At 39.0% G+C, this 21,559-nt stretch carries 19 protein-coding genes; 3 read left to right on the top strand and 16 right to left on the bottom strand.

Annotation, left to right across the window (positions count from 1 at the left end; all coding sequences use genetic code 11):
• Positions 1-143 precede the first annotated feature (143 nt).
• Both EDC24_RS07300 and EDC24_RS07295 read left to right on the top strand, forming a co-directional pair.
• Positions 144-1,892, top strand: a complete 1,749-nt coding sequence (locus tag EDC24_RS07300; protein ID WP_124221170.1) for a glycoside hydrolase family 13 protein — start codon at positions 144-146, stop codon at positions 1,890-1,892.
• Positions 1,893-2,196: 304 nt separating this feature from the next.
• Positions 2,197-4,167, top strand: a complete 1,971-nt coding sequence (locus tag EDC24_RS07295; protein ID WP_124221169.1) for a WD40 repeat domain-containing protein — start codon at positions 2,197-2,199, stop codon at positions 4,165-4,167.
• A 62-nt stretch (positions 4,168-4,229) separates the two neighbouring features.
• Here the strand turns inward: EDC24_RS07295 and EDC24_RS07290 are convergent, their stop codons facing one another.
• Genes EDC24_RS07290 through EDC24_RS07220 form a run of 15 tightly spaced genes read right to left on the bottom strand, consistent with a single transcriptional unit; the run spans position 4,230 to position 19,225 of the window.
• On the bottom strand, positions 4,230-5,129 hold the full coding sequence (locus tag EDC24_RS07290) for an ROK family protein (protein ID WP_170158504.1): 900 nt from the start codon (positions 5,127-5,129) through the stop codon (positions 4,230-4,232).
• A gap of 14 nt (positions 5,130-5,143) precedes the next feature.
• Positions 5,144-5,884: a glucosamine-6-phosphate deaminase gene (gene nagB / locus EDC24_RS07285; RefSeq protein WP_124221166.1), complete on the bottom strand. Its 741-nt coding sequence runs from the start codon at positions 5,882-5,884 to the stop codon at positions 5,144-5,146.
• Positions 5,885-5,892: 8 nt separating this feature from the next.
• On the bottom strand, positions 5,893-7,059 hold the full coding sequence (gene nagA, locus EDC24_RS07280) for an N-acetylglucosamine-6-phosphate deacetylase (RefSeq protein WP_124221165.1): 1,167 nt from the start codon (positions 7,057-7,059) through the stop codon (positions 5,893-5,895).
• 21 nt (positions 7,060-7,080) lie between these two features.
• Positions 7,081-7,911 carry a MurR/RpiR family transcriptional regulator gene (locus EDC24_RS07275; RefSeq protein WP_124221163.1) on the bottom strand — a complete coding sequence of 277 codons (831 nt, stop codon included), beginning with the start codon at positions 7,909-7,911 and terminating at the stop codon, positions 7,081-7,083.
• A 12-nt stretch (positions 7,912-7,923) separates the two neighbouring features.
• Entirely contained in the window at positions 7,924-9,057 is a 1,134-nt protein-coding gene (gene nagA / locus EDC24_RS07270) for an N-acetylglucosamine-6-phosphate deacetylase (RefSeq protein WP_124221161.1), read from the bottom strand.
• A gap of 11 nt (positions 9,058-9,068) precedes the next feature.
• Complete coding sequence (locus EDC24_RS07265; protein ID WP_124221159.1) at positions 9,069-9,935, bottom strand: ROK family protein; 867 nt, start codon at positions 9,933-9,935, stop codon at positions 9,069-9,071.
• Between the two features lie 8 nt (positions 9,936-9,943).
• A complete protein-coding gene (locus EDC24_RS07260) occupies positions 9,944-10,930 on the bottom strand; it encodes a Gfo/Idh/MocA family protein (RefSeq protein WP_124221157.1) in 987 nt (328 codons plus the stop codon).
• Entirely contained in the window at positions 10,927-11,550 is a 624-nt protein-coding gene (locus EDC24_RS07255) for a hypothetical protein (RefSeq protein WP_124221155.1), read from the bottom strand. The genes EDC24_RS07260 and EDC24_RS07255 overlap by 4 nt, the downstream gene beginning before the upstream one ends.
• Before the next feature lie 12 nt (positions 11,551-11,562).
• Positions 11,563-12,396, bottom strand: coding sequence for a sugar phosphate isomerase/epimerase family protein (locus tag EDC24_RS07250; RefSeq protein ID WP_124221153.1), 834 nt, complete (start codon positions 12,394-12,396; stop codon positions 11,563-11,565).
• A complete protein-coding gene (locus EDC24_RS07245) occupies positions 12,380-13,969 on the bottom strand; it encodes an FAD-dependent oxidoreductase (RefSeq protein WP_211342349.1) in 1,590 nt (529 codons plus the stop codon). The genes EDC24_RS07250 and EDC24_RS07245 overlap by 17 nt, the downstream gene beginning before the upstream one ends.
• Positions 13,969-15,027 carry a Gfo/Idh/MocA family protein gene (locus tag EDC24_RS07240; protein ID WP_211342348.1) on the bottom strand — a complete coding sequence of 353 codons (1,059 nt, stop codon included), beginning with the start codon at positions 15,025-15,027 and terminating at the stop codon, positions 13,969-13,971. The genes EDC24_RS07245 and EDC24_RS07240 overlap by 1 nt, the downstream gene beginning before the upstream one ends.
• A 38-nt stretch (positions 15,028-15,065) precedes the next feature.
• Positions 15,066-16,121 (bottom strand): Gfo/Idh/MocA family protein, encoded by a 1,056-nt coding sequence (locus EDC24_RS07235; protein WP_124221147.1) that lies wholly within the window; start codon positions 16,119-16,121, stop codon positions 15,066-15,068.
• 19 nt (positions 16,122-16,140) lie between these two features.
• The gene (locus EDC24_RS07230; RefSeq protein WP_124221145.1) at positions 16,141-17,133 is read right to left on the bottom strand and encodes a zinc-dependent alcohol dehydrogenase; all 993 of its coding nucleotides are present in this window, start codon (positions 17,131-17,133) and stop codon (positions 16,141-16,143) included.
• A 22-nt stretch (positions 17,134-17,155) separates the two neighbouring features.
• Positions 17,156-18,208 (bottom strand): dihydrodipicolinate synthase family protein, encoded by a 1,053-nt coding sequence (locus EDC24_RS07225; RefSeq protein WP_211342347.1) that lies wholly within the window; start codon positions 18,206-18,208, stop codon positions 17,156-17,158.
• Entirely contained in the window at positions 18,209-19,225 is a 1,017-nt protein-coding gene (locus EDC24_RS07220) for an NAD-dependent epimerase/dehydratase family protein (protein WP_124221143.1), read from the bottom strand.
• A gap of 101 nt (positions 19,226-19,326) precedes the next feature.
• On the opposite strand from EDC24_RS07220, the gene EDC24_RS07215 reads away from it, so the two are divergent.
• Positions 19,327-20,685 (top strand): helix-turn-helix domain-containing protein, encoded by a 1,359-nt coding sequence (locus EDC24_RS07215; protein WP_124221141.1) that lies wholly within the window; start codon positions 19,327-19,329, stop codon positions 20,683-20,685.
• Position 20,686: 1 nt separating this feature from the next.
• On the opposite strand, the gene EDC24_RS07210 is transcribed toward EDC24_RS07215, so the two are convergent.
• The gene (locus EDC24_RS07210; protein WP_124221139.1) at positions 20,687-21,550 is read right to left on the bottom strand and encodes a Gfo/Idh/MocA family protein; all 864 of its coding nucleotides are present in this window, start codon (positions 21,548-21,550) and stop codon (positions 20,687-20,689) included.
• Between the last annotated feature and the right edge of the window lie 9 nt (positions 21,551-21,559).

The following is a 21,559-nucleotide window of genomic DNA, read 5'->3' as shown; positions in this document are numbered from 1 at the left end:
CTCTAATTATAATCACCTATCACTATTAATTGCAAGAAAATTTTTTAAATTTTTATTAAAAAACTTTATAATCCTTGCGCATTTATGCATCATGTGTCATGATAGTCGGAAATGAAAACGATTGCACGAAAGGAGTTTTACTCATGTTAAAAGAAGCGATCGACCATCGCCCGAAAAACAACTATGCTTACCCATACGATGATGAAACATTACATATAAAGTTACGAACCAAAAAGAATGACCTTGAACGAGTTACCTTAATTTACGGCGATCCATTTGATTGGACGAACGAACGGCCGAATTTCTATGAATCTAGCATGGAAGTCGCTTATCAAGATGACCTGTATGATTATTGGTTTGCAGCGATCAAGACTGTTCGAAGACGCACCCACTATGTCTTTAAATTAGAAGATTCAAGCGAGGATTCCCCTGTTATTTTTTCAGAACGTGGCTATTTTGATTCGGTACCTGAAGACTGTCCACCTTGCTTTTTCAAGGTTCCGTTTTTAAATCCAATTGATGTTTTTAATGCACCGAATTGGGTTAAAGACACAACTTGGTATCAAATCTTCCCTGAACGTTTTGCGAATGGCGATACCAGCAACGACCCTGAAGGCGCTCTTGATTGGAACAGTTCACCTCCCTCCCCTACCAATTTCTTTGGCGGTGATTTTCAAGGTGTGATCGATCACTTAGAATACCTGCAAGACCTTGGCATCAACGGCATTTATTTTACGCCAATTTTCAAAGCCAAATCGAACCACAAATACGATACAATTGATTACTTTGAAATAGATCCGCAATTTGGGGATAAAGAGAAGTTCCGTGAGTTGGTTACGAAATGCCATGAACGAGGCATTCGTGTGATGTTAGATGCTGTGTTTAACCATAGTGGTTATTACTTTGAGCCTTTTCAAGACGTGCTTGAACACGGTGAGAACTCAAAGTATAAAGACTGGTTCCATATTCATGAGTTTCCGATTGCGTATGAACCAAAACCGAATTACGACACCTTCGCTTACGAACCTAAGATGCCAAAATTAAACACTGAGAATTCTGAGGTCAAGCAGTACTTATTAGATGTTGCGACTTACTGGATCGAAGAATTTGATATCGACGGCTGGCGCTTAGACGTTGCGAACGAAATTGATCATCAGTTTTGGCGGGAATTTAGACAAGCGGTGAAAGCTGTAAAACCAGACGTTTATATCCTCGGCGAAATTTGGCATGATTCCATGCCATGGCTTCAAGGGGATCAGTTTGACGCCGTTATGAATTACCCATTTACGGAAGCAACACTCAACTTTTTTGCCAGACGCACAATCAACGCTGAGCAATTTAAAAATCAGATCAATCAAGTATTAGCCGCTTATCCAGAAAACGTCAATGAAGTCGCATTTAACTTACTCGGAAGCCATGACACGGCACGCGTTTTAACCCAAGCAGGTGATGACAAACGACTTGTTAAGTTGATGTACTTATTTGAGCTCACGTTTATTGGAACACCGTGCATTTACTATGGCGATGAGATCGGTTTAACTGGAGATGACGATCCCGGATGCCGGAAATGTATGCCATGGGATGCTGATGAGCAGGATCACGAATTAATATCCTTTTTCCAAAACTTAATCCGCCTCAGACAAGAGGAGCCATTACTCCGTGGCGAAGGCTCGTTTAAGTTTGTTAAAACGGAAGGAAACATCGTGATGTACGAACGTCTTGATCAAAATCAAAAAATTATCGTCGTCATCAATAACCAAGATGAACAAGTTGACTTCAAGTTAGCAGATGCTTACCAGAACGCAGAATATATGCTGTTTGAGAAACCACAAGATGGTGCACTTTCCTTAGATCCATATGGGTTTTCGATTTTGAAGATGGCTCGTGGTTAACTGGTAAGTGTTGTCTATTATTTTGTAACCCGAATCTAAGGAAGATCCCATTATCCAAGGGGTCTTCCTTTCATTTATGTCCACATCTCCACCTATATCGTCGAAATATAAAACAATCCCTATGTATTTGACTAAAATGACATATAAAACTATATTTTTAGGACTATTCAACGATTTTTGAAATACAGACTTATAGACACATTATAGACTTGTCTTCAAACGACAACCTATTAAAATTAGAATTGTAACCGGTTACAAAATAGCACCTAAAGATTTACTGAAAATCTATTATAAGGGTGGTTTAATGTCTAAGAAACTATTAGTTATTCTTTCTATGATTCTAGGTTTAACAGTTATTACTTTTTCAACATTGAATTCGAATGCAGATGAAGACCGGGAGAAGGAGCTAGGTACTGCAATTAATGCGGTATCAATCCCTGGAGCTGCATATGGCCAAGGTCCTGATGGCGAAAATTATGTATATGCAGTAGCCGGCGGTTCTCCAGGGAAGTTTAACGTCGTAAATGCCGATACAGGAGATTTGGTAGATAGCTTTGACTTAGAAGGAGCAAGCAGCTCTTGGGGAGTTACTGTGGACCCTGATGGAAATGCTTACGTTGGAACATACTCTAACGCAGGACTTTACCGCTATGTTCCAGGCTCTGGTGAACTTGAACATTTAGGTAACATTCCGGGAGAAAGCTTTATTTGGAGAATTGCCTCCGACAGTGACGGTAACATTTATAGTGGTACTTATCCGAATGCAAAAGTCGTTAAATATGATCCCGACACAGATGAATTCCATGACTATGGTTCAATGGTCGAGGGACAACAATATGCTAGAAGTATTGATATTTACAAAGATAAGGCATATGTAGGTGTCGGTACAAATGGACCAAACTTAGTTGAGTTAGATTTAAAAACAGGTGAGAAAACCATCATCGATTTACCTGAAAAGTTTGATGATCAAACAAACGTCTATGATATGGATGTTGTAAGAAACAAATTATTTGCACGTGTAACAGGTGTTGCTACAACACTTGTATACGACCTTAAGACGATGGAAATCGTTGATGAAATTGAGGGTGTTGACGGACTAGATATTTCACCTGCTGGTCCTAAAAATAATGTGTATATGGTTCGCGGAGGAAAATTACATGAGTACAACCTAAACTCATTAGAACTCACCGATACAGGTGTTGATTTTCCACGAGCTAGAGGGTTTGGCTGGTTTGAATTTGATACGAAGGAATTCCCTGGCAAAACACTTGTGACAACAGAATGGAACGGTAACATCAATAAATATAATCCGATTACAGGTAATGTGGAAGTTACACCCGGACAAATCGCTGGTGAGCCTGTGGACATTCAATCTCTAGCCCAAGGCCCAGATGGTAACATATATGTAGGTGGTTATTTCTCAGGTGGATTAGCTCAATACGATGTTGAGGAAGACAAGCTAACTGAATTTAAGGGTATGGGACAAATAGAAGGGATGACGACTCACCAAGATAATCTTTACATGGGCGTCTATACTGGTGCAGAAATCTTTTCTTATGACCCTTCACAACCTTATGAATATGGCACCAATCCACAAAAGGTTTTCGACTTAAAAGACCAAGAACAAGATCGACCATTTGCCTTGACATCTGTTGGTGATTTACTCGCAGTCGGGACAATCCCCGATTACGGAAAACTTGGAGGCGTATTAGCACTCTACGATCCATCTACTGACGAATACACGTCCGAACGACACGTTGTCCAAAACCAAAGCATTGCTTCTTTAGCTAGTAAAGATGACGATATTGTATATGGTGGAACAACGGTTTGGGGCGGTTTAGGTATAGAGCCGACCGAAGAAAACGCTAAATTATTTGCCTATGATGTAAATACTAAGGAAAAATTATATGAAATGACACCAATTGAAGGTGAAAAAGCCATTACTTCACTGACTTTCGATGATGAAGGCTATTTATGGGGATTAACATCAGGTAAAGTATTTAAATTTGATGTGGAGTCTCAACAAGTAGTTGAATCAGTGGAGCTCTACCCAATGAATTGGGATTCTGTTAGCCATTCTTGGCGCGGCGGATTCATTTCGTTTAACGACGACGGCCAAATTTATGGTCAAACTCACGGCGAGGTATTCAAACTTAATCCGGAAACACTAGAACATGAAACGTTAGCAGAAGATGCTTTGCTCTTTGCACAGGACAATTATGGTGACGTATACTTCGCAAGAGACTATAAACTATTTAAATATATCACAGAATAACTTTCCTTTTAAAAATATACCCCCAGTCATGATGTGAAACCATCACGACTAGGGGTATTTTTCTATATGTTACTCATCACCATCTTCGCTGCACCTACAGCACTCGACATCGTTCCAAGTCTTGTCTCTCGTAGATTAATGGTTTTAAAACTTGAACTACTGTTTTGCTCGAATTGTTCAATTAATCTATGCCACCAATAATCTTTCGTTTTGATTAATCCGCCACCTATGATAAACGCTTCAGGATCAAATGTGTGACTTAAATTGATCAAGGCCACGGAGAAATCTTCAACAAATTGATCCAAAACAGCTTGAGCTTGCAGGTCTCCTTCGTCTAGTTGTTCAAAAAACTCTCTCCCATTTTGAACTTGTTTCATTGATTGCGAGTTATAAAGCTTATGAAGGGCGCTTCCACTCACATATTGTTCAAGACAACCTTTTTGGCCACAGTTACATAGAATTCCATTTGGGTATAAGATCATATGTCCGATTTCACCAGAACTCCAATGCTGACCGTGTAGTAATTCTCCTTTAACCCAAACGGATGCTGCGATTCCCGTACCAATGGTAATTAAGACAAAGGATTCAAGATCTTGTGCCGCTCCGATCCACTTCTCTGAAATGCTTGCTACATTCACATCATTATCAACCGTCACCGGAAGTTGAAACGTTTCTTCTATACGTTTTTTAAGATTAACACCAGTCCAGTCTGGTAAGTTAGGCGTTGCATAATAAACACTACCCTCATCCACATCAATTCTACCGGCACTTCCTATACCTATCCCTTGAACTGTTTGATCTAGCATTAGTTGCTCCGTTAACTCTACTAAACTATTTAAGATTGATTCTTTCCCTGCTTCGATAGAGGTAGGAATTTCTTTTTGTTCTAATACTTGTCCATGTTCATTCAAAACAACACCCAATATTTTGGTACCACCAATATCAATACCAACTGTTTTCAAAACGTGCTCCTCCTCTATGTAGCCTGTCTGAGTTTAACTTTGTTTGCAGCTGCTTCATCTAGAATCACCGTTACATTTGAATGACCTTTTAATGCCGTAATTGGCCAATTTCTTGATTTCTCTCCATGGACTAATTGGTAAATGGCTTCAGCTTTATGTTCTCCATTGGCAATCACGATAATTTCTTTAGCATCTAATATCGTACCGATTCCCATCGTAATGGCTTTTTTCGGAACATCTTTAATAGAATTAAAGAATCTAGCATTAGCCTGAACCGTCGAAGGCTTTAAGTTAACGACATGCGTTCTCTGTTCAAAATGACTACCCGGTTCATTGAAGCCAATATGTCCATTTTCACCAACACCTAGTAGTTGCAAATCTATCCCACCATACGATTGAATTAATGTTTCATATTGACTAGACTCATCTTCTAAATCATCCGCTTTTCCATTAGGAATAAACGTTTGATCATCTGAAAGATTTAACGGTTTATAAAAATGATCATTCATAAACGTGTAGAAACTATTGGGGTTTCCTTTGGAAAGACCAATATATTCGTCTAAATTAAACGTTCTAATACATTCTGTCATATCATGACCTTTTAAAAACTTAACAAGCTCCTGGTAGAAGCCGACGGGAGTGCCACCAGTTGCGAGTCCTAAATTAATGGCTCGTTTATTAATAATTGATTGATAAAACATTTGAGCACTTTTCTGACTTAGTTCTTTATAATTCTCTACTACCATAACTTTCATGTTCAAAGTCACTCCTCTACTTCATATACCACGTTGCCATCTACAATTGTTTGGTTGACATTAAATTGGCGATCCATGATGACGACATCAGCATCTTTTCCAACATCAAGGCTTCCTTTCGACGTTAGTCCTAATGACTGGGCGGCATTCATAGAACTCATTTTGGCTAAGTCAATTAAAGACACATCGTTAATCTGACTCATGTGACGGACCGCTTCATTCATTTTCAGAACACTTCCTGCTAAGGTACCATCATTTAATCTAGCTTCACCGTTATTTAATGTAACTTGCTGACCTCCTAAGTCATAAGAACCGTTTGATAAATTTTTTCCTCTCATGGAATCAGTTATTAAAATCATACGGTCTGACGTTTTCATGCGTACCGCTAGTTCAACCATTTCATCGCGTACATGAATACCGTCAAAAATAATCTCAGCATAGAGGTCCGAAAGTAAAACGGAGCCAACCACGCCTGGTTCACGGTGATGTAGTTTACTCATCGCATTATAAAAATGAGTGGCATGCTTCAAACCGCTTTCTATAGCTAATTGAACCTCTTCAAAAGTCGCATTTGAGTGTCCAATTGACGGGACAATGCGTTGGTTATGAAGGAAATCTATTAACGAATTACCGTTTGGTTGTTCAGATGCAAGGGTAACGACCTTAATTAGTTGGTCTGCTACTTCATTCCAATACTTAAACTGTTCTATATTGGGGACTTGAATAGCTGAAATAGGTTGGGCACCTGCAAAAACTGGATTGATAAACGGCCCTTCAAGGTGCACTCCTAAAAGTTCTGCCCCTTTTGATGGTCGTTTAGCGTAAGCAGCAATCCCCTCTAAGGCTTTTATTGTGGTGTTTTCATCTGATGTAATTGTCGTCGCTAAAAAACTCGTTGTTCCTTCTTGTGGTAGAACATGAGCAATGGATTCAACAGCTTCTTGACCATCCATAAAATCGTAACCAGACGCACCATGAATATGTATATCTATAAACCCAGGAAACACATATTCACCCTGTTGCAAGTGAATCGTATTTCCTGCTTCATACAGGGGGATTTGGTCTTCGCTTCCTATATCTTGAATAACACCATCTTTTATATATAGCCAACCGTTCGATAGATAGCGTTCGGGCGTTATAATCTGACCACCTTTAATGAGTAATGTCTGTTCCAATCTGCATCACGCTTTCTATGTCTAGTAAATTTTATTAACGACGGCTTCTGCCGTTTTTTGTTTCATGTCTAATGACTGTTCTTTTTCTTCTAACGCAAGCCCAGTACATAATAAATCAATGACGTAAAGCTGGGATATTTTTGCAGTTAAGGAACCGCCCTCTAATGGGGATTCTTTTGCACCACCTAATAATACTAAGTCCGCAAATTTTGTAATCGGGGATCGTGAGAAATACGTAATGGCGATCACTTTTGCCCCATTATCCTTGGCAATTTTTAAAGACTCTAACGTATCTCTCGTACTTCCTGAAATACTTAACCCTACGACGACATCTTGTTCATTTAAGGTAGAAGCCTGCATGGCTTGAAGGTGTGAATCTTGAATAAATTCAACCATCTTACCAATTCGTAAAAAGCGGCTTTTGGCATCCATTGCCGTGATTCCAGATGTTCCGACACCAAAAAAATGAATACGTTCTGCTCGCTTGAGTAGCTGGATTGCCTCATTCAAATCATCGTCTGTAATCATAGATTCAGTACGTTCTAAAGCTTCTAAAGTATTAGATAGAACCATTTGCGATAGACTCGAATCACTTTTTTCTTTTGTACCATTTTTTGTATCAGCTACGGTCTGGGCAATGTTAAGCTTGAACTCTTGGTAACCTTTTAATCCTATTTTTCTACAAAAACGTAAGACAGTTGTCTCACCAACATCGGCTTCGTCAGCTAAATCATTAACCGAATAATACATAATTTGGTCTAAATGGTCTAAAACATATTGTGCTACTTTTTGTTCTGAGTTTGTCAGTGACGGGTAATAACTATTGATGACTTCTACTATTGGTTTTTTCATCATATAACCTCCTTAGTTAACGACAGCTCCATTTACAATGGTATATTTCAATTGATATGTATGGTCTAAAACAATGGCATTAGCTCGGTAACCCTTTTTTAACTGTCCGACCTTCTGATTGACTGTAAGAGTCTTAATCGGCGTTTGAGTCATCATATAAATGACGTCTTCAATCGGAATGTTACATTGTTCGACTAACACCTTTAACATTTGTATTAATAATAATGAACTTCCGGCTAGATTACCTTGTTCCAAATAAATTCCTTTTCCACGCTTAATAAGGGTTTTCCCTCTCATGTGATAGGTGCCGTCTTCTAAATGATCATAGCCTGTACAATCTGATACAACGACGACATAATCTTTCCCTTTTGTGTTATATAGTAATTTAATGATTGCTGGATGAACGTGCAGGCTATCCGCTATGATTTCAGTGTTAATATCCTTAAAATATAAAGCCGCTGCTGCAGCACCAGGCGTTCGGTGATGGAAAGGACTCATCGCATTAAAGGTATGCGTCATATGGTGTACGCCCTGTTCTGTAACGTGTTGAACAGTATCAAAAGACGCATCTGTATGCCCCATCGATAAACGAATCCCTAGTTCTTCAACCTCTTGTATCCTTGATGTATGCTCAACTAATTCAGGAGCCAACGTTATTTTTTTTATTAATGAATGATAGGGCTTAATAATAGTCGATAAATCGTCTTCCGAAAATGGTCTGATATATGACGTTGGTTGAGCACCTCGATATTTTTCAGATATCCACGGACCTTCCAAATGGACTCCGAGAATTTGACTATTTTGATGATCAAAATGACTAACTTCATCTAAAAAAAGTAGAAGGTCTTCCATAGAGGAAGTTCTAGACGTAGCCAGAAATGACGTCACTCCATGTCGAGCTAGATGACTGGCCATCGTTGAAAACCGTTTAGGTTGATCAACATCCATAAAATCCAACCCATGCACACCATGTATATGGACATCTATAAGCCCTGGGCAAATATAATTACCTTCCTCATAATACACAGGCGCTTGTTTAAAACGTGGTTCCGTGCCAACTTCCGTGATATATTCACCATCTATTCCTACGTAGTAATTAGGTAAGACTTTACCATTGGTTATGACATCGCCAAATAAATAATACATATGCTAATTCCTCACTTCACTAATAATGCAGCACCGATCACACCTGCGCGATTGCGATACTTTGCCTGAACAATAGAAATAGGTAAGTTGGACTTTTCCAGCTCTGTTTCTAATAACGTCCACCACACATGGGCTGAATCAATGACACCACCACCAATGACTATTTTATGAGGGTCATACAAATACTGTAGATTCACGATACCTGAAGCAAGAAACTGAATAAAACGTTTCACAATATGATGACAATTAGCATCTTCATCATATTGATTGAATACATCCTCTGGCGACAAGCGACGATTAGACAATTGATCGTCTTCGTTAATATACATCTGTATAGCTGTACCTGAAGCATAGGCTTCCCAGCAACCGTTTCGTCCACAACCACAACTTCTGCCACCAGCTTGTACCACCATATGACCAACTTCCACTGCATAGCCATTAGCACCACTTAGTGGTCGACCGTTTTTTACAAAACCACCGCCAATACCCGTTCCAATCGTGACACAAAGTGATGTGGGAACATCACTCGCAGCTCCTTCGATTGCTTCAGAAAGTGCGGCACAATTCGCATCATTATTAATAGCAACTGGTATGTTAAAATGCTGTTCAAGTTCATCACAAATTGGAACGCCTTCTAGTACGCTTAAATTTGCCGCACTTATAACTAATCGTTTTTCGACATTGACTAAACCAGCAGTCGCAATTCCAATCCCCGCAAGGTTATTAAGGTCAAAGTGATGTTCAACCGCTTCTATGAGATGGTCCAAGAATTCAGCTTTCGGTGTCGGTATGACTTTTTCAGTTATGATGTTCATTTGACCATCAAACATCGCCATTTTGATGGTGGTGCCTCCAATATCTACTCCTAAAGTTGTCATGAGTGATTTCACCCTTCATGACATCGAACAGATTGACCGATGTCATTAGATTGATAAGCACATAACGCCACTTGCAAAGCTTTTAACCCATCATGTCCAGAAATAAATGGCTGGCGTTTCTCTTCAACACATTGAATAAAGTCTTTAATCAGCGCTAAGTCCATATTATGACCTACAAAATCAAAAGTTAAATGATTAGGACCTTGTTTTGGATAGACGTTTATGTGTTCTTTAAAAGCGTCCACCACAACATTTTTCTTAGTACCAATAACTTCTAACGTGACATCACCCCACGTTGGGTAGTCAACGTAACGCGACCAACTCGCATCATGTGAGGCAATGACACCGTTATTAAACTCCATTGTTAAAATGCCGGCATCATCAATCTCGACGTCATGAAAAAATGAATCAACATAAGCGTGAACGTCTTTTACCTCATCACTTAAAAACCATCTCATAATATCTACCATATGCACCGTATGATCTAGTACAGCACCGCCTCCTGAGTAGTGTTCATCAACGAACCAGCCACCCGGATTCTGCCCTCGATTTGTTGATCGAAACGCCACAATGTCACCTAACTCACCTTGGTCGATTCGTACTTTCAATTCCATAATAGGTGAACTAAAACGAACAGGGAATGCGATTTGTAAAATAACATTTTGTTCCTCACAATAGTTAATCATCACTTGAGCATCTTCAATGTTAGTTGCAATCGGCTTTTCGCATAGAATATGCTTTTGATGTTTAGCAGCTTCCAGCACCATTTCCTTATGGCGATTATTCTCAGAACAAATAATAACAGCATCGAGATCTTGTTCAAAAAATTCTTCGTAGGTTGTGTAAGCCTCAACATCATATTGTTTAGCAATTTGATCAGCACGTTCACGATCATCATCAAAAATCGCTGCCAACTCGACGTGTTCAATTTCATTCAAACAGTCAGCATAACTATGTGCATGCATATGTGCAAAACTCATCATGCCGATTTTCATGATCCATTCACCCCTAACTCAGCCAAGTCTAATCTACTAATATAGTTAGTTAAGCGTTCAAGTGGATAAGCTTCATTCAACAAATGATCAACATCAATCTGAAAACTCTCAAAGTAATTATGTTCATCAAATGGGGACATATCATGTTGGTCAAACTCCAAAATATACTTAAGTCCACTCCACTCGATCGACAAATAGTCTTTCGTTTGAAACGTATAATCCACATGAGCCATTGTTCCATCTACGTATCTCACTGACACGATCGAATGATTTTGCGTTGATTTTAAATAGATTTTCTCAGGTTTTCCAAACAGGCTTTCTAACTCAAATAAATCAGCTCCGATCACAAACTGAGGATCGTCGACGTGATTCAACAAACGCCTCATTCGAAAGACGCCTTTTAAAGAAGTTTCTTCCTTTATATAATGCTTCATTTTCTGAAATGGGGCATATAAAGATAAGTCGTGATATACATAGACATTGTGATTCGCCAAATTTTCAACAACTCTTTCTGTCGGTAAATAATAAACTTCATTTTGGTCTTTGAAATCACTATCATCGACGATCATTTCATTATTCGATGTGATTTTTCTTCTATCACCAACAATAATAGGACTCACACATATAACCCCCTATTGTAATAATTGTCTTAAACGACGAACAGCTTCCAAGTTGGATTCTTTAGCGTCGTCTTTTCCTTCATACTCAATGGACAACCAACCATCATATTGATTTTCTTTTAATCCACTTACAATTTCATCTAAATCAACTTGCCCATCGCCAGGGACGACACCAATTAACTCAACACCTTCTAAGGATTTAAAACCTTTAATATCTTCGCCCTCGGCCTTCGTTCTAAAATCTTTGAAATGAACGTGTACAATATCTTGTTTAAGTCGTTTGAAAGCTTCTGTTGGTGATTCATGCACTAATAGAAAATTTCCGGTATCAAAAGTAGACCTAACATAATGACTATCGACTGATTTTATAATTTCTTGAACTTGTTCACTTCTCCCTGCTAGTAATCCGTGATTTTCAATGGCGAGATATACTTGTTCTTTCTCAGCGACTTTTGCTGCCTCTTTTAAGCCATCTATAATCCAATCTTTTCCGTCTTCATACGTGTAACCTTCTTTTAAATCACCGCAAAACACCCTAACGACGTTAGTGCCTAATTTTTTAGCCGTGAACACACTATCAATTACCTTTTGAACTTCTTGCTGACGCTCTCTCTCTGAATCTTTTACAAAGTCATTCGTAATATCATAGGCTGATACGACTAAATTTTGTTTTTTTACATAGTCGTAAGCCCAATCGATCTCTTCATCTTCATTGTCCCAATATATATCTAATAATTCGACGCCATCTACATTGGATTCTTTAGCAAAATCCAAAAACTCCTTAATGCCCCATCCTTCTTTCTGAATCGTGCTATTCAAACTGTACATACTAATGCTTACTTTCATATTCTACCTCCTGTTTTTCGTAAAATTCCGCTGGCCATTCTAATTCGAATCCATTTGATCGAAGTTGATTTTGAAATGACTTCAATAATTGCGGCTCCCTTCTCACTTCCTTCGGTTGAACTTGATGTTTTAGGCAAAATGCAATCAACTCTCCGCTTGCTTCTCCTATATTCCATTCAACAGGGTGAAGTCGATAACAGCCATTGGTAATATGCGTTGTCCCAATGTTCTTAGAACCTGCTACAACATTTTCCATATCTTGTGGCAACAAAGCACCTAATGGAATATGAAACGGTAAAGCTGGGATATCTAAATAGTTGTGTCCTCCCATACTCGGATGTAAATCTATACTATATGAACCTATTCCAACCGAATCTTCGTAGCTTTTTCCTACTTTTAGTGGCTGATACTCTGGTGACACATCTTGTTCTACTATCGTATATTCCGCTTTGATGCGGCGTGACTCACGAATATATGGATACTTCGCTAACCCGTCACTTGTCCCGAATAAATCCCGTCTAAGCATTAAGCCAGGATAACCTTGGCCGCCATCCGGCCGTGGCGCTTCAGTTTGCAGCCAATATAGTAGAGATAAACTTAACTGCTTAGATTGCTCAATATGCTTCTGTTTTTCACCCTCCGATACTTCATAGACATTACCTAAAAAGTAATCATTCATTGGCCAATTCATCAGTGTGACGTCACCAGCTGTGTAATTTGATTCATACTTAGATGCATCATAAATACGTCTGTATTCCCAAAGCGGAAAACCTGTCTCTTCTTTAAATAGAGTGTATTGACGTTTTTCTTTCGTTACAGGGTGTGGTGCGTAAAGACTCAAGTATTGATCCGGCCAAAAATCAGGTTTGAATTGTTTCCAGAAATCGTACATATAAGGTTTTTCGATTGTATGGTCCTCACCACTTCGATACTCCATTCCCAGTACATTTGTAATGGCTTGAATATCATTACGGTCAGCTTCAGCCCGAGCATGTGGTTCACACGTATCCGCTTTTGACTCCGCCCCAACGACGTAGTCCATATTTGCAATAGGTAATAAACTGCCTTCTTCACTAGCATCAATCACGAAAGGAGCTGAAACCGAAGTTAAATCACCTGACTGCGTATGTTTGAATACTGTTTCTTCTATTGTGGAAGGACCGCTTTTAACCTCTTCAACTTTTGTATGATAATGAATGTTTAGCTGGCCCGTAATTGAATAAGGTAGTAGCTGGTCATTTAATACTTTCAGCGTCACTCTTGGATCATGACAAATTTGGCTGACTAATCCATTCCCAGGGTTAAATGGAGTGTCTCCGGCTTTAACATTTAGCATTTGTAAGTACGTTTCTCTAACAGATTCCCGATAGTTTTGATAACGTTTCGTTCGACCAAAAGATTCGATCCATTTGTGTTCATCTGGCGGAACCCCTTGTGACGTCACCTGACCACCTATCCAATCCGTTTCTTCGGACATGAAGACGTTTAATCCTTGTTCACAAGCGGCTAATGCTGCGGCTACTCCACCTAGTCCTCCTCCAATGATAACTAGATCGACTTGTTCGTGATGCATTATAAAGTTACCTCCTTACCAGATTCAGCAGATTCATAGACGGCACGAAGCATGCGCATCACTTCTACCCCGTCTTCTACTGGTGCCATATTGGATTCTTCACCTTTTATTTGTTGAATAAAATGGTTGATTTCGTTTTGAAAAGCACTGTTAAAATCAAAGCTTAACTGATCGATTTGAGGCTCTAGATTTAAAATAGTATTGTGTTTTTCACTAACTAGAGATAACTCAGGTTCTATCTCAGCTCCTCCTTGATCGCCAAATAGCTGGCATCTGACCTCATCTTGTTTAGCATTTAATGTGAAACTCACGTCGACAAATAATGAAGCACCATTATCAAAACGAATTAAGGCATTCGTTAAATCTTCAACATCATTCAAGGACGGATCATAATCAGCAGCTTTATAGAATGATAGATTATTAATGTGACTGCGATTACCTAAAACATGATAGGTGTTCCCTGAAACTGAAACAGGTTTTGGCTTACCCATCAAATACCAGCATAGATCAATCATATGAACACCTATATCTATTAACGGACCACCACCTGAGCGCTTTGAATCACTAAACCAGCCGCCAGGATTACCTAACCGTCTTAAAATGCTCGCTTTGGCATAATAAAGATAGCCTAACTCATTTTGATCTATGAACTCTTTCAATAGCTTCACATTATCGCCGTGTCGTCTAACAAATCCAACCTGTATCACTTTATTTGATTGATTCGCAGTTGCCTGAATAGCTTCTGCCTCATCCACTGTCATACTTAACGGTTTTTCGACTAAAACGTGTTTACCTGCTAATAATGCAGCAATTGCTATTTCTGCATGCGAATTATTCCACGTACAAATGCTAACAGCATCAACATCGCTTTGATCAAGTAGTTCTTGATAAGACGTGTAAAGCTGACTAACACCATATTTAGATCCCTTCTCCTGCAAACGTGTTTCATTCAAATCACATAATGCAGTGATTGTTACCTCTTCATGCTCCTTATAGGAATCTAAATGAAGCTCTGAAATCGAACCAACACCAATAACTCCGACCTTCAACATTTTCATCGCTCCTTTTATTACACCAAATTTTATCAAAGATGACTCTAAAAAACGATTTCACGATTTTGTTTTGAAGATTCGTAAATCCCAACTAACATTCTTAAAATGTCATAGCCATGTTGCTCGTTAACTAGCGGTTGTTCCCCATTCTTTAAACATTCAATAAAATGATTTAACTCATATTTAAAGGGATCCTTCGCTTGAACAACAGGCTTTGTTTCAACTAAAGTTCCAAATTCTTCTTTATAAACGGTGAGTGGGCTTAGTGTTGCACCACCACGATCACCGAAGAGATCTATTTTCATCCCTGAACCCTCATCACCATTCGACGCCCATGCTACCTCTAATGAAAGCACCGTACCATTGTCGAACCTGATCCATGACGTCACAAAATCATCGACATCAAAGACTTCAGTTCCATTTAACGTTTGATTTGTAGATTTCCAACCCGGTGTTTGATTCACACCATATTTGCCCATCGTATTGAGCGCTTTACCGGTAATAGATTGAACGTTCGGTTCACCTATTAAGGTCCACGCTAAATCCAGTGTATGAACACCGATATCTAACAAGGCCCCACCACCTGCTAACGAATAATTCGTAAACCAACCTAACGGAGTACCGCGACGTCTAAACATTTTCGCTTTCACATAATGAATGTCACCTAATTCACCATGATCAATATATGATTTTAGAGTAGCAACATCATCTCTAAAACGATGTGTCATTCCAATCATCGTATGGACATGGTGCGCTTTGGCAACCTCTATGTACTCTTCAACTTCTTCTAAGTTAACCCCTATCGGTTTCTCTAAAAAGATATGTATGCCATGTTTGGCACATTGTATTGCAATTGGAATATGAGTGGAATTAGGGGTGCAAATCATGACACCATCTACGTCTACCTGATCAATAAGCTCATCAACTGTCTCAAAGTAATGTGGTATTTGATAAGTATCAGATAGATACTGACACCTTTCCAAATTAATATCTACAATGGCTTTGACTATAACGTCATCGCGATTAAGCAAATGACTTAAATGTGCCTCTTCGACTATAGCTCCGGCTCCAATTATGGCTAGCTTAATTTGACTGGTCATATACTCGACTCCTTTAATATCAATGTTTAATTAAATACGTTAAGACATCTGAGTGGTCGTTAAGGCGCTGATACGCATCCGCTGCATTATCAACCGTCACTTGACCTTCTAAAAATGGCTGAACATTAATACGTTTTTCTGCAACTAACCTTAAATATTCACTCACATTTCGTCCTTCTGTCCACCTCACAAAACCGTACGGATAGTCCACAGCGTCCTTTTCGAAACTCGCATCATACCGCCCAGGGCCTCCAGCTCTTGAGATTAATAGTTCCGCTTCTTTGACAAACATGAGATTTCGAGGAAAATCTGGTTCAACATCTCCTACGATGACCACTTTGCCTCGGTCACGAATCCAATTTAAGCTCTCGTGTGTTAACGGCGATTTCTTTCCGCCAGTGCAGAGCAACACAGCATCCGCACCATGATCCTCAGTCATACTTAATACGTCTTTATATAAATCATCGGTAGACAAATGGGCCTGAATCCCTTCTTTCCGAACCATGTTCACACGTTTTTCATCCAGATCACAAGCAACAACTTGATATGATGCAGCATGAGCGATTCTAGCAATCATCTGGCCTAATAAACCTAACCCAACAATCGCAACCGTCTCACCAAACTGCAGTTTGGCTGTCCGCAGTGCGTGAATCGCAATAGCACCAATACCACCTAAGGCAGCTTCTTCTGAGGTGACAGAGCTCGGAACTTTTGAACATAACGTTTTTGGAACTAATAAGTATTGAGCGTGTTTTACATATGGCGCTCCATAACAACTTACTTGGTCACCTTCTTTAAATCCTTCGATATCTTCACCACAAGCTTCAACAGTCCCCATCGCACTATAACCAAGTGTTAAGGACCGACTTTCGCTAGTATTTAAAGCTGTCATCTCAGTCCCTGGTGATATAGCAGATACTTCCGTTTTAATCAAAAGATAATTCGGTTGAACCTCTGGCTTATCATCTTCCACGATTTTAATTTCATGATTTTCTGCCACAACTTTTTTCATGAATAACGCTCCTTTTCTATCCTCAACTAAACCACTGATCTAGTCGTTGTTTAACAAATTCATCATCATTTAAATGAGGGTATTCCTGATAAACGCGATCAATTTCAGCCTTTTGACCAGCACTTAATTGTTCATGATCCATCAGGCACCAATTTCCCTTAAGCAACCCTTGTCTAGCGAGTACTTCATTAATTCCAGCAATACTGCCTTTAAATTGATTAGCAGCATCAAAAAATGCAGCATTGCAGTCAGTAACTTCTTGAGCCTTCGTTAATAATTCTTGAGAAAAGACGCCTTCCTCTCTAGCCCGCTTAATTTCGTCAAACAACTTAACAACTTCTTTTGTCCAAACCGACCAGTGACCAAGTAAGCCTCCGACAATTGGTTTGTAATATGGCTGACCATCTACTGACACTCGATAGGTCGTAAGTAAATCATTAATTATATTGTCATCGTTACCCGTGTAAAGCGAAATATCCTCGCGACGTTTTGAATGACTAACAGCACGAACGACATCCAATGTGTAGTAGCGATTAAACGGTGCCATTTTAATTGCATACATATGTTCAATATCAGCGAATTGTCGCCAGAAGTCATATGAAAATACACGACCACCAACAGCAGGCTGTAAGTAAAATCCAAATAACGGAATTTCAGCTGCCACTTTCCTAGCCCGTTCTAAAATCTCATCTTCAGATAAATGATCTAAGCCACCCATACTAAGCAACCCTAAGTCATAACCTAAAGATTTAGCATAACGTGCTTCTTGAACAGCTTGCTCTGTGGGACCAGCAATGCCAGCGACTTTTATAAAAGAATCAGTAATGCCAGCAGCTTCTATTTCTTCCATAGCAAGCTTTAACACTTTTTCGTATAAATTAAATTTCGGATCGCGAATCTCAAATTGTGTCGTATGAACCCCAACTGCAACCCCACCAGTACCAGCGTCAATATAATACCTCGTTAACGCTCGCTGCCCTGCTTCGTCTAACATTTTATCTTCATTTAAAGCTAGTGGATGTGCTGGTATAACGGTGCCTTCTTCTAATAATTGTTTGATTGGTTCCTTAATCATTTAAAACGCTCCTTCACGCTCTTGGAAGTGTGTCGGTTTATCATGTGTGTCTCCGTCGTGTTTAACCCATTCAGCAATCATTTCGATCATTTCCCTTACAGATACTTTAGGATAGCCAAATAAACGGTGAGATTCCGAAGCGTTATTGAGTAACGCTTCATCTGATTCCTCAGACACAAACTGAACGTCTTTCTCAAATAATTTTCCAAACTCTTTAGCCAACCAACGGACTGAAAGTGTTTCTGGCCCCGTAACATTAAGCACTTTGGCTGGACTTTCTACGTGAAGTAATGAACGTAAGGCATATTCATTGGCATCACCTTGCCAGATGACATTAACATTCCCCATCGTTAAATCTACAGGTTGACCTTGATAAACTTGCTTCGCTAATTCCAATAACACACCATAACGTAAATCAATCGCATAATTTAATCTGAACATTAGCATTTCAGTCTTATTTTTATGTGAAAAGTGGGTCAACACTCGTTCTCGCCCCAGACATGATTGCGCATATTCTCCAACTGGGTTCACGGGATGATTCTCGGAGCACCCATTTGTTGTCACTTTAGTAAGGGGGTAAACGTTGCCAGTTGAGAAAGCTACGATACGAGAATTAGAGTATTTCTCAGCTACTCTACCAGGCAAGTACGCATTCATTGCCCATGTAAAATGCTCATTGCCGACTGTTCCAAACTTGTTACCAGCCATATAAACAACATTTGTAACATCTGGAAGGTCTTGCAGTGCTTGATCATCTAGCAAATCACACGAAATGGTTTCTATGCCTTCTGCTTCTAATTCCTCTTTTAAATTCCCAGAGGAAAAACGGGATACACCTATAACTTTCTGTTGACTATCCAGTTGATCAAATGCTCGTTTTGCGAGTTTAGCTAAGGTTGGCCCCATTTTACCGCCAACACCTAATATCATTAAATCACCATATAAATGTCGCAGATCTTCCACTAACTCTTCAGAAGGCGACGTCATAAATGCCTCTAATTCTTCAACCGTTTTCATGATAAAACCTCCAACTTTTTAAAAATTTTGACTTTTATCCATCTACACTTTACTATAATTAAAGACATGTCTTTAATGTGTCTACAAAGGAGCGTGAAACAGTGCCACATACACTAAATAATCGATTTGATCCCAAACCAGAAATTAATTTAGGTATTATCGGACCTGAAGATCTCATTCAAAAAATCAAACCCGTTTTAAAAACATTCCCGAGTTTTCAGCCGTATTTCTACGTTGCAACTACTTACGACTTAGCATTGGAGACTGCATCCAATCTGAAAAATAGTGTAGATGCTCTAATGTTCTTAGAAAGCCATTTCTACCAAGCGGCTAGAAATCAATTAAACTTAAACATTCCTATTCATCATATTCCTTTGGCCAGTACTGGCTTATATCGATCATTATTCTTAATTAATAGCAAATATAAAACGAAGAACATTTCCATTGATACGATCAGTTTGGATTATGTCAAACAAGTACTAAATGAATTAAATGAAAATAAGTATTCTATCTTTGCTGAAGACCACTCTTCTATAACACCATTTGATGAAGTGATTGATTTTCATATAAAAACTTTCCGGAAACATCATTCTGTTGCCTTAACAGGTATGTCTGAGATTGCACTTAGATTAAAACAACTAGGTATTCCTTATGAACGCGTCATTCCGACCAATCAAGATATGATTGTTGCATTAGAACGAGCGTTATTAGCAACTGAAACCAGAAGGAATAAAGAATCTCAAATAGTACTAGGGTTAATTAATTTAGACGAATTTAGAAAAGTTACTGAAAAGTATGATTCAGAACATGACGTTCAGTTACTTAAATTAAAAATCCAACAAATGTTACTAGATTATATAAAACAAATCGATGGTCATTTGATTAATCTAGGTAGCGAATATTTATTTATCACCACTCGAGGGACATTTGAACGTGAAACGAGAGGCTATAAATATATCCCACTCCTTTATGACGCTAAAAAACATATTGGCGTCAGTTTAAGTATAGGTGTCGGTTTTGGCCAATCCGCTTCAGAAGCTGGCAACCACGCTCGCTTAGCTTTAAGTCAATCGAAAGATACTGGTGGTAATGTGTGCTATATAGTCCGTGAAGATCGAAGTGTCATAGGTCCTGTAGAAGTCACATCAGAAAGTCATTATGAACAATATAACTTATCAATCACTGACTCATCGTTACTAGAACGAGCTGAAAAAGCTGGAATGTCTGCGACGTATATGACTAAATTAATGGCTCGCGTTTCACGACATCAAAAGATTGACTACACGGCCCAAGAACTAGCTACGACTTTAAACATTACAATCAGAAGCGCTCACCGCATTCTTCTAAAATGGCTAGACGCTGAACTCGTTAGAATAATCGGTGAAGAAAAACATACTCACAAGGGCCGACCGCGTCGAATTTATAGATTAAACTTTGTTGATGAAGAAGTTGTTCAGTAGACTATCCTTCTCTTGCTTGATTAATAGTTTCTATTAAAGCAATAACTTGTAATGTCTCACTTGGAGCTATAGGGGTCTGTTTAGCGTAAAAGAATGACACAACCTCATTTAATAAATTGGCGTAAAATGGGTTGGTATCATCTTTCGTCGTAACGAATTGCGAGTAATCTAGGAAGTGTCCTGTAGCTCCAAACTCATAACTTCCTCTTTTATTAGCCCTTATGGACCCTATCCTTCCATCATCGTATTGAAATATAACTATTTCATGTTCATCAGTTTTCTGTACGGATACGCTCTTTACATTAGTTCCCATAACACTTACCATCATTTCAACTAAGTGAATACCATACCAAAAGTAACCATCCTGAGTCTCTTGAAACTCCAAAGGTCCAAATACATCTAGACCCATCAATTCTTCATCAGACTCCTTAACCTTATGAATACAATCTGAATACCGTAGGGTTGAACAACTCATAATAGGCACTTGATAAGTTTCTGCAAGCTGATAGATTTCCTTTGCTTCAGGGACAGACAATGCCAAAGGCTTATCAATAAATACAGGCTTGCGATAGTTAACAAGCTGCCTAAATTGCTCTAAATGAACCCTCCCGTCAGATGATTCAAGTAAAATAGCATCCGCTTCTTCAGCAACTTCTTGAATGGAGTCTCTAATCTCCACACCAAATTCTTTACTAAGCTTCTCTTGATTCTTAGGCACTCTATTAATACTTAAAGGAAAGTCAGGTGACCCTCCTGGGTATGCACTTACAACTGTTGCACCTTGAACCTGCTTTGAATCATTCAATAATTGAGTAAAAGCAATGGCATGAGATGTATCGACTCCAATGATCCCTACTTTTAACATGGAACCCCA

It is taken from the genome of Aquisalibacillus elongatus (assembly GCF_003843875.1).
Lineage (GTDB): Bacteria > Bacillota > Bacilli > Bacillales > Alkalibacillaceae > Aquisalibacillus > Aquisalibacillus elongatus.
The sequence above is the reverse complement of the archived record's forward strand: the minus strand, read 5'-3'. Positions and strand labels throughout refer to the sequence as shown.